The sequence below is a fragment of the Xanthomonas sacchari genome (genome assembly GCF_040529065.1).
GTDB lineage: Bacteria > Pseudomonadota > Gammaproteobacteria > Xanthomonadales > Xanthomonadaceae > Xanthomonas_A > Xanthomonas_A sacchari.
On sequence record NZ_CP132343.1, the window covers coordinates 224,106 to 238,912 of the forward strand.

Sequence of the window (14,807 nt, forward strand, 5' to 3'; positions counted from 1 at the left end):
GGCAGGCAACGCGATGGGTTTTGCCGCGGTGCGCGGCACGAGAGAGACGACGATGCACATGGACCGTACCGACGACCGCCGCCACCGCCTGCTCGAGCCGCTCAAGCGCGGCTTGGCCGCGCTGCTGTGCTGCACCGTCACCTGGACCTCGCTGCCGCTGTACGCGCAGGTCGCGCCGGTCGCCAATCCGGACGGACGCCAGCCCAGCCAGCAGGCCGCCGCCAACGGCGTGCCGGTGGTCGACATCGTCGCCCCCAACGCGCGCGGCGTCTCGCACAACCGCTATTCGCGCTTCGACGTCGGCAGCAACGGGCTGATCCTCAACAACAGCGCGCAGATCTCCAAGACCGAACTGGGCGGCTACATCGCCGGCAACGACAACCTGAAGAACAGCGGCGCGGCCACGCTGATCCTCAACGAAGTCACCTCCACCACCAGCCGCCTGCAGGGCTATACCGAAATCGCCGGCGCCAAGGCGCAACTGGTGATCGCCAACCCCAACGGCATCGTCTGCGACGGCTGCGGCTTCCTCAACACCTCGCGCGTCACCCTGGCCACCGGCACGCCGCTGCTCGGCGCCGACGGCGCCTTGAACGGCTTCTCCATCACCGGCGGTGCGCTGAGCATCGGCAGCAACGGCCTGGACGCCTATAACGTCGACCGCCTGGATCTGCTGTCGCGGCAGTTGAGCGTGAACGGCTCGGTGTGGGCCAAGGACCTGCTGGCCAGCGCCGGTGCGCAGCGCATCGGCTACGACGGCATGCTGCTGGAGGTGCTGCCCGGCAGCGACGGCGCCCCGCCGGCGATCGGCATCGACGTGGCGTACCTGGGCGGCATGTACGCCGACCGCATTCGCCTGATCGCCACCGAGGCCGGCGTGGGCGTGGTCAGCCGCGGCACCCTGTCCGCGCAGAGCGGCAGCCTGCAGATCGACAGCGCCGGCCAGCTCAGCCTGGCCGGTACCGCGGTGGCCCGCGACGACGTCGACCTGCGCGCGGCCGGCGCGCTGAGCCAGCAAGGCGTGCTCGGCTCGCAGCAGGCCGGCGTGCACCTGCGCGCCGCGCAACTGGCGCTGAGCGGCGACACCATCGCCCACGGCCTGCTCGACGCCGCCGCCAGCGGCGCGTTGGCGCACAGCGGGCGCAGCAGCGCCGGCGCCATCAGCTTGTTCAGTTCGGAGCTGGATGCCGGCGGCAGCCTCTACAGCGGCGGCGATCTGACGCTGAGTGCCAACGGCGAGTTGCGCAGCAGCGGCAGCGCCTACGCCGGTGGCGCAGCGCAGCTGCAGGCCGGAGCGGCCTGGCTGCAGCAAGGCGGCACCGTGCAGAGCGCCGGCAGCCTGGCGGTGCAGGCGGCGCGGATCGACGCCGCCGGCGTACTCGACGCCGGCGCGGGCCTGCGCCTGCGCAGCGACGCCGACATGCGCCTGTCCGGCCTCGCGCAATCCTGGCAGGACGCCAGCGTGCAGGCCGGCGGGCGCCTGGACACGCTCGGCCAGCTCAGCACCGGCGGGCGCCTGGACCTGGGCGCGGCGGCGATCGGCAACGCGGCCGGTGCGGTGGTCTCGGCCGGCGGCGACATCGCGCTGGCGACGCCGGGTGCGCTCGACAACGCCGGCACCCTGTACGCCGGCCGCGACCTGCGCATCGACGCGGCCAGCGTCGGCAACACCGGCGGCAGCTACGCCGGCCGCAACGCCACGCTCGCCAGCACCGCGGCGCTGAGCAACAGCGGCAGCCTGGTGGCCGGCGCGGCGTTGCGCGTGGACGCGGCGCAACTGCGCAGCAGCGGCGAACTCGGCAGCCAGGGTGGCGACGTCGCCCTGCGCAGCCGCGGCGACCTGGCCCTGGCCGGGCAGGTGGCGGCCAAGGGCACGCTGACCGCGCAGGCCGGCGGCGCGTTGCTGCAATCGGGCACCCTGGGCGCAGGCAGCGCGCAACTGCAGGCGGCCGGTGACGCCACGTTGGACGGTGTGGTCCGCACCGATGGCGATCTGCAGTTGAGCGCCGATGGCCAGTTGCGCAGCAGCGCCACCCTGGCGGCCGGCGGCAACGCCACGCTGCATGCGCAGGGCGCGTTGCTGCAGAGCGGGCAGGTGCAGAGCGGCGGCGCACTGGCGCTGGACGGCGCCAGCATCGCCCAGGCCGGCGTGCTCGATGCCGGCACGACCCTGGCGCTGCGCAGCGCCGGCGACCTGTCGCTGGCCGGCACCGTGCAATCGCGTGGCGACCTCGCGCTGAGCAGCGCCGGGGCGCTGCAGAACCAGGCCCAGGTCGTGGCCGGCGGCGCGCTCAGCGCCAACGCGAGCAGCGTCAGCAACGCCGCTGGCGCCAGCCTTTCGGCCCTGGGCGATGCCAGCCTGAGCAGTGCGACCGTGCTGTCCAACGACGGCCACCTGTACGCCGCTGGCGCGCTCGGCCTGCGCGCCGGCAGTCTCGCGCAGACCGGCTCGGCCAATGCCGGCGCGACGCTGACGCTGACCGTCGATGGCGCCGTCGCCAACCAGGGCGATCTTGTCGGCGGCGGCGACGTGCAGATCGACGCCGGCAGTCTGGCCAGCAGCGGCCAGCTCGGCAGCCAGCACGGCCAGGTCGTGCTGAACAGCCGCGGCGACGTGCAGCTCGACGGCGTGGTCGTTGCCGCCGGCGCATTGAACGCGCAGGCGCTGGGCGATCTGCAGCAGCGCGGCAGCCTGCGCGCGGCCGGCGTGCAGCTTGCTGCCGCAGGCGACCTGGGTGTGGCCGGCACCCTGCAGAGCACCGACACCCTGCAACTGCAGGCGCAACGTGCGCTGCGCGTGGACGGCCAGGCCAGCGCGAGCGGCGCGGTCGGCGTCAACGCCGCCAGCGTCGCGCTGGGGAACGGCGCCATCCTGCAGAGCGCGACCGCCCTGCAGGTGGACACCGCGGCCCTGGACAGCCAGGGCACGCTGGACGCGGGCACCGATCTGCGCCTGCACAGCGCGGGCGACATGCACCTGGCCGGCCTCGCCCAGGCCGGGCGCGACGTCGCGGTGCTGGCCGACGGCGCCCTCGACAACCAGGCCAAGGTGTTCGCCGGGCGCGCGCTGCAGCTCACCGCCGCCAGCGCCAGCAACCAGGCGCAAGGCCAGTGGCTCGCGCAGACGACGCTCGACGCCAGCGTGCAGGGCAACTTCGACAACGCCGGTCTGGTACAGGCCGGCCAGGCCGCGACCTTGAACGTGGGCAGCCTGCAACAGAGTGGCCGCACCTATGCCGGCGGTACGTTGACCGTGCAGGCGGCCACCGCACTGACCAACAGCGGTGACTTGATCGGCAAGCACGATGTGGCGATCACCGCCGGCAGCGTGGCCAGCAGCGGCCAGCTCGGCAGCCAGGATGGACAGCTCGGCGTCGTCAGCGCCGGCGATCTGCAAGTGACCGGCACCCAGATCGCCGGCACCGCGCTGCGCCTGCAGGCGGCGGGCGATCTGCTGCACGCCGGCACCAGCAAGGCGCAATCCGTGCAGCTGGAGGCGGGGCGCGATTTGAGCATGGCCGGCACGGTGCAAAGTGCGTCGACCCTGCAGGCGCAGGCGCAACGCGCGCTGCAGCTGGACGGGCAGGCGCTGGCCGGCGGCAGCATGCAGCTGCGCGGCGCCAGCGTCGGCACCGGCAGCGCCGCCGTGCTGCAGAGCACCGCGGATATCGCCGTGGACGGCGGCAGCATCGACAGCCAGGGTGCGCTCGACGCCGGCAGCGATCTGACCCTGCACAGCCAGGACGCGTTGCGCCTGGCCGGTATCGCCCAGGGTGGCAACGACGTGCTCCTGACCGCCGCCGGTGCGTTCGATAACAGCGCCCGCATAGTGGCCGGGCGCGATCTGCAGGTGCAGGCGGCCAGCGCGGTCAACCGCACCGCCGGCACGCTGGCCGCAGGTCGCGGACTGGATCTGCACGTCGATGGATTGCTCGACAACGCCGGCCTGCTGCGCGGCGAGCAGGCGCTGACGCTGCAGGCCGGCAGCCTGCAGCACAGCGGCACGCTGTCCACCGGGCAGGCGCTGACGCTGCGCAGCAGCGGCGCGATGGACAACCGCGGCAACGTGATCGCCGGTGGCGACCTGCTGGTGGACGTGGGCAGCCTCAGCAACAGCGGCCAGCTCGGCAGCCAGAACGGACAGGTCACGCTCACCAGCCAGGGCGACCTGCAGCTTGGCGGCAGCGTGATCGCCGCGCAGGCATTGAACGCCACAGCGCTGGGCGACCTGCGCCTGGACGGGGTGGCCAAGGCACGCACGATCGCCCTGAGCGGACGCGATGTCGGCGTTGCCGGTGGGTTGCAGAGCGCGACCAACGCGACGCTGCAGGCGCAGCGCGCGCTGCGTATCGACGGCCAGGCACTGACCAGCGGCGATCTGCAACTGCAGGGCGCCAGCGTCGCCACCGGCAACGCGGCGGTGCTGCAGAGCACGGCCGGTGCGATCACCCTGCAAGGCGGCAGCCTCGACAGCCGCGGCACGCTCGACGCCGCCACCGATCTGGCCCTGCGCAGCGATGGCGCCCTGGCCGTGGCCGGCGTCGCCCAGGCCGGGCGCGACGTCGCGCTCACCGCAGGCACCCAGCTGACCAATGCCGCGCAGGTGCTGGCCGGCCGCGACCTCAGCGTCGCTGCCGCCGGCATCGCCAATGCCCAAGGCGGCAGCCTCGCCGCGAAGGGCGCGCTGGCCCTGACCACCGCCGGCACCCTCGCCAACGCCGGCACCTTGCAGTCCGGCCATGCCATGACCCTGCAGGTCGGCGATCTGCAGCACAGCGGCCAGGCCTACGCTGGCGACACGCTGAGCCTGCACGCCAGCGGCGCCATCGACAGCCAGGGCGAACTGATCGCCAAGCGCGACCTGCAGCTCGACGCCGCACGCATCGCCAGCACCGGCCAGCTCGGCAGCCAGAGCGGCCAGGTGGCGCTGACCAGCCAGGGCGACCTGACGTTGGGCGGCACCGTTGCCGCCGCCACCGGACTCAGCGCGCAGGCGCAGGGCGATCTGCTGCAGACCGGCACGCTCAGCGCACAGGCGCTGGACCTGCGCGCCGGCCGCGACCTGACCCTGGGCGGCCAGCTCGCCACCGCGCAAGGACTGCAGGCGCAGGCGCAGCGCGACCTGCAAGTGAACGGCAGCCTCAGCGCCGGCCAGGACGCTACCCTGCAAGCCGGTGGCACCCTGCGCAGCGGCAGCCAGAGCGTGCTGCACAGCGCCGGCGCGCTGCAGTTGAACGGCGCGGCCATCGACAGCCAGGGCACCGTCGATGCCGGCACCACGCTGGCGATGACCAGCACGGGCGCTCTCGCCCTCGGCGGCTTGGTGCAGGCTGCCTCCACCGTCGACCTGCAGGCGACTGGCGCGTTCAACAACGCCGCCCAGGTCGTCACCGGCACCGACCTGAGCGTCACTGCCGCCAGCGTCACCAACAGCAGCAGCGGCCTGCTCGCCGCCCTGGGCAACGGCACCTTCACCGTGAGCGGCCTGCTCAGCAACGCCGGCGCGCTGCGTGCGCGCCAGCGCCTGCAACTGGACGTCGGTTCGCTGCAGCAGACCGGGCGCAGCTACGGCGTGCAGCGCCTGGCGCTGACCGCCAATGGCGCGGTCGACAACCGCGGCGACCTGATCGCCGGCAGCGCCCTGCGCGTGCAGGCAGCCAGCGTCGCCAGCAGCGGCCAGCTCGGCAGCGAAACCGGCGACGTGGCCCTGGTCAGCCAGGGCGATCTGAACCTGGGCGGCACCCTGGCCTCGGCCGGCGCGTTCAGCGCACAGGCCGGCGGCGCACTCAACCAGAGCGGCGCCTTGAGCGCGGCGACCACGCTGCAACTGCAATCGCACGGCGATCTGACCATGGCCGGTACCCTCAACGCCAACCAGGTCCTGCTCGGCAGCGACGCCAGCGTGCTCCAGAACGGCACCGTCAGCGGTGCGGACGTCGCGCTGCAGGGCCAGCGCATCGACAACGCCGGGCAGACCCTGTCCAGCGGCAATCTGCGCCTGAGCGGCGGCAACGTCGCCATCGGCGGTGTGGCCGCGGCGGGCGTACGCGCCGATGGCAGCCTCGGCAACAGCGGCGCGCTGACCCTGCATGCCGATGGCACGCTCAGCGCCAGCGGCCGCCTGATCGCCGCCGGCAACCTCGCCGCCGATGCCGCGCAACTCGCGCTGGCCGGCAGCACCGCCCGCGTCGGCGGCGATGTCGCGCTGACCGCAAGCGGCGACGTGGATCACCGCGGCGCCGACCTGCTCGCCGGCGGCCTGCTCACCGTGCGCGCCGGTGGCGCGCTGGACAACAGCGCGCTCAACGGCGTCGGCGGCACGCTGCAGGCCGCGGGCCTGGACCTGGGCGCGGCGACGCTGCGCAATGGCAGCGGCAGCCTGGTGCAGAGCGGCAGCGGCACCACCCGCATCGCCGTCACCGGCGCGTTCGACAACGTCAGCGGCCGCCTGGTCAGCGACGGCAGCGACCTGCAACTGGGCGCGGCGTCGATCAACAACGCGCAAGGGCGCATCGAACACGCCGGTAGCGGCACGCTCACGGTCAGCAGCAGCGGCGCTCTCGGCAATGCCGGCGGGCGCATCCTCACCCAGGGCCAGCTGCAGCTCAGCACCGGCAACTCGCTCGACAACCAGGGCGGCGCCATTGCCGCCGCTGGCGATGCCAGCGTCACCGTGGCCGGCCTGGGCAACATCGGCGGCAGCGTGTCCGCACGCGGCTTGAATGTGCAACTGGGTAGCGGTGCGCTCGACAACCGTAGCGGCGGCGTACTGCAGGCCGCTGGCGGCAGCTTGGTGCTGCGCGCCGACAGCCTCGACAACCGCGGTGGCACGCTCCAAGCGGTGAGCGTCAACGGTGTCGGCGGCGACCTGCGCGCCGATCTGGCGCATGCGCTGACCAACGATGGCGGCTTGCTCGGCGCCAGCACCGATCTGACGCTCGGCGCGGAGAACATCAGCAACAGCGCCGGCACCCTGCAGGCCGGGCGCGACCTGGCGTTGACCGCGCGCGGCCAGCTCGACAACCACCAGAGCGGCCGCATCGGCGCCGCGCGTGATCTCAGCGTCGCGGTCACCGGCGCGCTGCTCAACAGCGGCGGCCAGCTCGACAGCGGCAACGTCATGACCCTGTCCGGCGGCCGCATCGACAACAGCCAGGGCAGCATCGTCAACAACGGCGGCGGCCTGACCCGGCTCACCACCGGCGGCGAGTTGCGCAACGTCGGCGGCAGCCTGGGCGGGCGCGGCAGCGTGGTGCTCGACGCCGCCAGCATCGCCAACGGCAGTGGGCAACTGGTGGCCGGCGGCGACCTGGTCGCCAATACCAATGCGCTCGACAACCAGGGCGGCAGCGTCTACGCCGGCGGCAGCATGCTGTTGCAGCGGAGCGGCGCCACGCTCGACAACCGCAACGGCAAGATCAAGGCCGAACAGGCGGTGCGCCTGAGCCTGCAGAGCCTGAGCAACAGCGGCGGCCAGATCGGCGCCGGCAGCAGCGCCGGCGGCGCGGGCGACGTGGTCATCGACACCGTCGGCTTCGACGGCGGCGGCAGCATCCTCGGCCAGAACCTGCTCGACCTGACCATCCGCAGCGATTACACCCATCGCGCCGGTGCCGACATCACCAGCAACGGCGACTTCCGCCTGGCCGTGGGCGGCAACTTCGTCAACGCCTCGACGCTGCAGGCCGGGCGCAGCCTGGGCATCAACGCCAGCAACATCAGCAATCTCGCCGGCGCCAGCATGCGCTCGGGCAACGTGCAGGTGAACACCGGCGGCAGCGTCACCAATGCCGGCGACCTCTCCGCCAGCGGCAACCTGCAGGTCACGGCCGGGTCGGTGTCCAACACCGGCAGCGTGGTCGGCGGCAACGTGCTGGTGGACACCGGCACCCTGGTCAACGGCGCCGACCTGGGCGGCGCTACCGACAACGCCGCCTATGGCAGTGCGCTGATCGGCGCCACCAGCGGCATGACCCTGCTGGTGCGCGAGCAACTGGTCAACCGCGATGCGAAGATCTTCAGCCTCGGCAACATCGCCATCGGCGCCGCGCGCGACGGCAACGGCACCGTCACCGCGCGCACCGGCACGCTGGACAACGTCTCCGGCAGCATCGAGGCCGATGGCAGCATCCTGATCGCGGCCAATCAGATCAACAATCGGCGGCGGGTGCTCAATACCAAGACCGGCCCGCTGTCCGACGCGGACAAGGCGGCAGCCAATGCGGCGATGCCGAGCGAGCTGATCGAAGCGCGCAGCATCAAGATGCCGGCCAACACGTCGGCGCGCGTCCCGTACCAGGGCAAGCAGCCGGGCGTCTACCGCGAGTATTCGGTGGAGCAGCGCGAGAGCCTGCTCGCTGCCAGCGCGGAGGGTCGCATCGTGGCAGGCGGCAATATCGCCCTGTCCGGCAGCGTGACCAACAACGTGTCGACCATCGCTGCTGCGGGTGCGCTGATGGTCAACCAGCGCGGTGTCGGCGGCATGGCCGACGGCATGATCACGGGCGGCGAGTCCGTGGCGAACCAGGCGCTTGCACTGAAGCAGGTGGTGAAACAATCCGACGTGGAGTACGTCGTCACCGGTGTGGTCGACGACTGTGCGCAGACCGCCAACGGCAAGCGGATGGTGTGCTACTACGACGCCGAAGAGAAGCCGATTTCGTCGACCACGGTCGACTCCAGCTACACAGCCCTCGCCGCCAACATGACCGGCGGACAGGGCGTGTCAATCAGCGGCGCCACCATCAGCAACGGCGCGGTCGGCAGCGACGGCCGCAGCATCGGCGGCGCGTCCTTCAACGCCACCCAGGGCGGGGCGCTGAACCGGTACGGCACGATGAGCGCCGACGGCGCCGGCGGTATCGCCGTGCAGGCGCAGACCGCTGCGTCGCCGACCAAGGCCAACGTCGGCAACCACATCGCCACCGCCAGCCTGGGTGCCATCCGCATCGACGACGGCCAGGCCACCCTGGCCGATGGCAGCAGCGTCAATGCCTCCCAGGTCCAGGCCAGCGGCGTGCAGGCCCAGCTCGGCGGCGCCGGCAGCGGCAGCCGCAGCCAGGTCCAGGCCGGCACCGCGCAGGCGGTGCTGACCGCCGGCAGTGTGCCCACCCAGTACCAGCAGATCGACCCCGGCACCGGCCAGGTGCCGCAGGTGGTCGGCGGCGTCGGCGCGCCGCTGGGCAACATCGTGCTGCCGATGGGCGGGCTGTACCGCCTGGTCGGCAGCAACGGCGCCAGCGTCAACACGCTGGGTCGCGCCGCCAACGGCCTGAGCGGGGTCAAGGCCAACACCAGCGCCCCCGGCCGCCGCTACCTGATCGAGACCGATCCGCGCTTCGTCGACTACAACAATTTCATCAGCAGCGATTACCTGCTCGACAAGCTCGGCGTGGATCCGCAGTGGACCCAGACCCGCCTGGGCGATGGCTTCTACGAACAGCGACTGGTGCTGGACCAGATCACCCAGCTCACCGGCCGCCGCTACCTGGGCAACTACGCCGACGGCGTGGCCCAGTACCGCGCGCTGCTCGACGGCGGTGTCGCCGAGGCCGGCACCCTGCACCTGAGCGTGGGCGTGGCGCTGACCGCCGATCAGGTCGCCGCGCTGACCCACGACATCGTGTGGATGGTCGAACAGGAGTACCAGGGCCAGAAGGTGCTGGTGCCGGTGGTGTACCTGTCGTCGAAGACCGCGCTGACCCTGCGCAGCGACGGCGCGCTGCTGGCCAGCGACAACGGCGACGTCTCGCTCAACGCCACGGCCGGCCTGAGCAACACCGGCACCATCAGCGGCGCCAACGTCAGCGCCACCGTCGGCAACCTGCTCAACCAGGGCCGCATCGTGTCCAGCGGCACCGTGGCGCTGCAGGCCAATCAGGACCTGCTCAACCTCGGCGGCCAGATCGCCGGCCGCGACGTGCTGCTCAGCGCCGGTCGCGACCTCACCAGCACCACCCGCGACGCCCTCGCCGGCGGCGATCTGCGTTCGGGCATCACTGCCGGCAACAACCTGCTGCTGCAGGCCGGCCGCGACCTCAGCCTCACCGGCACCACCGTACAGGCCGGCAACAGCGCCGCACTGCTGGCGGGCAACAACCTCACGCTGCAGCCGACCGCGCTGCGCGATGAGTCCGGTCTGACCCGCGGCGGCGATGGCACCCGCCTGACCGTCGGCAACAACCTGTCCCTGCAGGCCGGCAACGACCTGCAACTGCACGGCGTGGCGATCGCCGCCGGTGGCGACGCCGCCCTGCAGGCCGGCCACGACCTGTCGCTGACCCCGGTCACCGACGCCAACGGCAAGGCCACGGTGCGCACCAGCATCGCCACCGGCGGCAGCCTGCAATTGGCCGCCGGCAACGACCTCACCATCCGCCAGGCGCAAGTAAAGGCGGGCGGCGACCTGATCGCCGCAGCCGGGCATGACCTCGACGTGACCTCGGTGCTCGGCGACAGCCGCACCGTCACCGACCAGAGCCGCCAGGGCAAGACCAGGGTCGTCACCATCACGACCACCCAGGACATCGACCAGCAGACGCTCACCGCCGGCGGCAACCTGGTGCTCAGCGCCGGCCACGACGTCAACCTGACCGCCGCCAAGCTCGACGCCGGCAATGGCCTGGCCGTGGTCGCCGGCAACGACCTCAACAGCACCACGCTGACCACGGTCGACAGCAGCACCACCCTGGAGACGCGCAAGCGCTTCAAGCAGACCACCAGCACCCGCGACGAGACCGTCCACGGCAGCGAGTTCACCGCCGGCGGCGACATCGCCCTGCAGTCCGGCCACGACGTGAACCTGACCGCGGCCAAGGCGTTTACCGAAGCCGGTGCGCTGGCGGTGTCCGCCGGCAACGACGTCAATCTGCTCGCCGAGCAGGAGCAGCACGACGCCGTCCAGGACATCCAGAAGAAGAAAAAGGGCTTCCTGTCCAGCAAGACCACCACCACGCACGACGAGTGGCACGACAGCACCGCGGTGGCAACCACGCTCAGTGGCGACACCGTGCAGATCGCGGCCGGCCACGACCTGCTCTCGCAAGGCGCGCAGGTCGCCGGCACGGGCAATGTGGTGGTGGCTGCGGGCAACGATCTGACGCTGGAGACGGCGCAGAACACGCATAGCGAGGAGCACGAGAAGAAAACGAAGAAGTCAGGCATGTTCGGCAGCGGCGGCATCGGCGTGACTTTCGGCACGCAGAAGATTCAGAACAATGCCGACACCGCCGACATTACGCATGCCGGCAGCACGGTCGGCAGCGTGGAGGGCGACGTCACGCTGGTCGCGGGCAATCGCTATGCACAGACCGGTAGCGACGTGCTGGCCAATGCCGGCGACATCACGGTGAAGGCCAAGGACATCGCCATCACCGAGGTCCACGACACCACCGATGCCGAGCAGCGCAGCAAGTTCAGCCAAGGCGGCCTGTCGATCACGCTTAGCTCTGCGGCGCTGAGCCTGGCCCAGTCCGCTTACGACACGGCCAAGGCTGGCTCCAAAGTCAGTGGCGATGCGCGCATGCAGGCGCTGGCGGCGGGGTCCGCGGCCTACAGCGCCTATGGCGCCGCCAGCTCGCTGAGTCAGACCGGAAGCGCACTGGCCAGCGGCAGTGCCGCAAGCGCTGCGCAAGGGGCAAACATCAGCATTGCCGTGACGGTGGGTGGCAGCAAGAGCGAGAGCAAGAGCACCCAGTCGGCGGACCAGGCCAAGGGCTCCAAGCTACAGGCCGGCGGCGACGTCAATCTGATCGCTACTGGCGGCGGCGATGCGAGCAACCTGCTGGTACGCGGCAGCGACGTTACCGCTGGCCACGACCTGCTGCTGGCCGCCGATCACGATGTCACCATCGAGGCGGCGAAGAACACGGCCGAACAGCACAGCACCAGCAAGAGTAGCAGCGCTGCGGTCGGCGTTGCGATCACCTATGGCGCTGATGGGTTCGCGGCAGGCGTGACGTTGAGCGCCAGTGGGGCGCGTGGCAAGGCCAATGGCGAGGATGTCAGCTATACCAACAGCCATGTGGCTGCTGGCAACAACGCCACGATCATCAGCGGCAACGACACCACGCTCAAGGGCGCACAGGTCTCCGCGGACAAGGTGATCGCCGATGTCGGCGGCAACCTCAACATCGAGAGCCTGCAGGACACCAGCACCTACGCCAGCAAGGACAAGTCGATTGGTGGCAGCGTCACGTTCGGCATGGGGTTCAGTGCTAGCGCCAGCTACAGCAGCAACAAGGTCAATGGCGATTACGCCAGCGTCACCGAGCAGAGCGGTATCCAGGCAGGCAAAGGCGGCTTCGACATCACAGTGGATGGCAACACCGATCTGAAGGGTGCAGTGATCGCCAGCAGCCAGGACGCGATCGACCAAGGTAAGAATCGCCTGAGCACCGGCACGCTGACCTATAGCGACATCGCCAACACCAGCAGCTACGACGCCAAGGGCATCAGCCTGTCGGGCGGATATAGCGTCGGCACCGGCGACGAAAAGTCCAAGGGCAGTGAGGGCCAGACACCTTCCACCACCAACAATGGCAGCAATTGGTCCTGGCAGAACTACAACACCGGTGCCAACGGCAGCGCGGCCGGTTATGGCCATGAGAGCGGTGATGCGCAATCCACCACGCACAGCGGCATCAGTGGCGGGGCGCTGGTCATCACCGACGAAGCGGGGCAGCAAACCAAGACCGGCAAGAGCGTGGCGGACGCGCTGGCGGGCCTGAAGCGGGATGTCGTTACGGGCGATGACGCCAACGGCCTGACCAAGCAATGGGATGGGCAGAAGCTGCAGGAACAGGTGGCGGCGCAGGCGCAGATCACGGCGACATTCGGGCAGCAGGCCACGCATGTGATTGGCGACTACGCTGAGAAGAAGATGACGGAGGCGGCAGACCTACGTCGGCAGGCCAATGACACGACCGATCCTGACCAGAAGGCGCAACTGACCGCACTGGCCGACCAACTGGAAAGCCAGTGGGGCGATAACGGCAGCTTGCGCGTGCTGGCGCATACCGTGGTCGGGGGACTCACGGGCGGGCTAGAGGGCGCGACCGGCGCCGCTGCAGGAACGCTCGCCGCCCCCGCCGTGGCAACCGCGCTGAGGGAGGCAGGCGTTACCGGACCGTTGGCGGACACGTTGACCGCCTTGGCATCGACAGCGGCGGGCGCGATGGCGGGCGGCACTGCGGGTGCTGCGACGGCCAGCAATGAGGTGGTGAACAACTATCTCAGTCATCCGCAACGCGATGAAAAGGCGCGTGAGCTCAGCAAGTGCACGACCGAAGAATGCCGAGAGAATGTAGAGCGGAAGTGGGATGACGTCAGTCTTGCGCAAAGCCGTGAGATGAAGGATCGGTACTTCGACTACCTGACTCCGGAGCAGCAAGCAGCCCTGCTGAGTCTTAAGCCAGGCACTCAAGAATATGACGCGATACTTGCGGCAGGCGTAGCGCAAGCTGCCTCAAAAAGTACGATCGGCGCTGTATCGTCTTACAGCCTCGACTATCAGCTGCTGACAGAGAGGGATTGGAATGGGCCGCAAGTTAAAGCGCTGATCGGTGGGAGCTCGCTTGAAGACAGGAATCGTCTAGATACAGCAGTCTTGGGTATCTTTGGGTCTCCAGCGAGATTGACAGCCCTTTTTGGCGGTAGTCCAGAGCAAGTCGCTGCGGCGAACAATTTTGGCGCCAGCATTTACGATGTAATGGGCGCAGTTGAGGTCTTGGCTCCGCGCAGTACACGGTCCGGCGATGGCCCGCCCGCATTTGAGCTTTTGGTAAAAAAAGAAAATGTGTTGGAAGTTGGCTTTAATAGGGCTGAGATTCCGACCTTAGGTGCGATTAACGTGGTAGCTGACAGGCCGAGGTCCAATTCAGTTGATGTGACGGAGACATTTAATTACTCTGCCTCTTTCCGAGGCCCGGATGGTTATGGGATCCCCTCTCTAAAGAATGATAATCAGCCTGGATGGTACGGTTCTGGACCCACGTCGGGTGTTCTAGGTTTGGAACCTGGATCCATTTCTTCAAAAGCAATTAATAACTATTTTCCATCGACACCCACGAAAAGCATCGAATTTGTGTATGACCCAACGACCTCGATGTTTGCTGTAGGGAAACCAAACGTCGATCTTCAAGGATCTCCCCATGAGCAGCTCGCAAAAACTATTGGCGCTTCCCCCGATGATGTGGTGGGCGGAATATTTAGGCGAGACGCGGTCACTGGGGAAATACTAACAAATGAGAGCAGCGGTCATTTCCATCAGAATTGGAATAATGAGGTGCGCAAGACATTTATTAAGGACATGAATAATCATGGAGTTGAAGTAAATCACAGTGAGGGTTATGAAAAATGAATCTTAAAGGCATTGATTTTTTTTTCAAAGATGAATTTTGGTTTGCTATAGTGTCGGGGAAAAAATTTAAATTGGAGAAAGTTTATGATTACAAATCGATTGTAAAATTACTCGAATTAGAATTTTCTAAAGTTAACGCCGTATTGGGGCCTGATTTTAATTACAAAAATATTATATTAAGCGCCTTTAAGTATGATTCGGCATACTGGGATGAGTTGGCATTGCGATGGCTGGAAAATAAAAGTGTGGCATTGGATGAAGATATTAGATCTGCATTGAAAGAGAAGCTGGATCATGGGTGGTTCAATCAGCATAACGGGCACGTCGCTTTGAGGTTATTAAAAAAAAGCAGCCATAAATTTTGAAAAATTGATGGTAGATTTAGAAATTAACATTGGTAAATATCTATTGTTTAGGTAAATTTTCGACAGCTCGACCGTGCTGGCCC

Annotated in this window: 2 protein-coding genes; both read left to right on the forward strand. The window is 68.3% G+C overall.

All coding sequences use genetic code 11. The features are described from left to right. The first annotated feature begins 58 nt into the window (after positions 1 to 58). A complete protein-coding gene (locus RAB71_RS01025; RefSeq protein ID WP_104609499.1) occupies positions 59 to 14,359 on the forward strand; it encodes a hemagglutinin repeat-containing protein in 14,301 nt (4,766 codons plus the stop codon). Beyond that, on the forward strand, positions 14,356 to 14,724 hold the full coding sequence (locus tag RAB71_RS01030) for a hypothetical protein (RefSeq protein ID WP_138985694.1): 369 nt from the start codon (positions 14,356 to 14,358) through the stop codon (positions 14,722 to 14,724). The genes RAB71_RS01025 and RAB71_RS01030 overlap by 4 nt, the downstream gene beginning before the upstream one ends. Positions 14,725 to 14,807: the final 83 nt, after the last annotated feature.

What these genes read in the sequence shown, in the direction of transcription:
- RAB71_RS01025 (WP_104609499.1), top strand. Translation starts at nt 59, where the DNA reads ATGGACCGTACCGACGACCGCCGCCACCGCCTGCTCGAGCCGCTCAAG.
- RAB71_RS01030 (WP_138985694.1), top strand. Translation starts at nt 14,356, where the DNA reads ATGAATCTTAAAGGCATTGATTTTTTTTTCAAAGATGAATTTTGGTTT.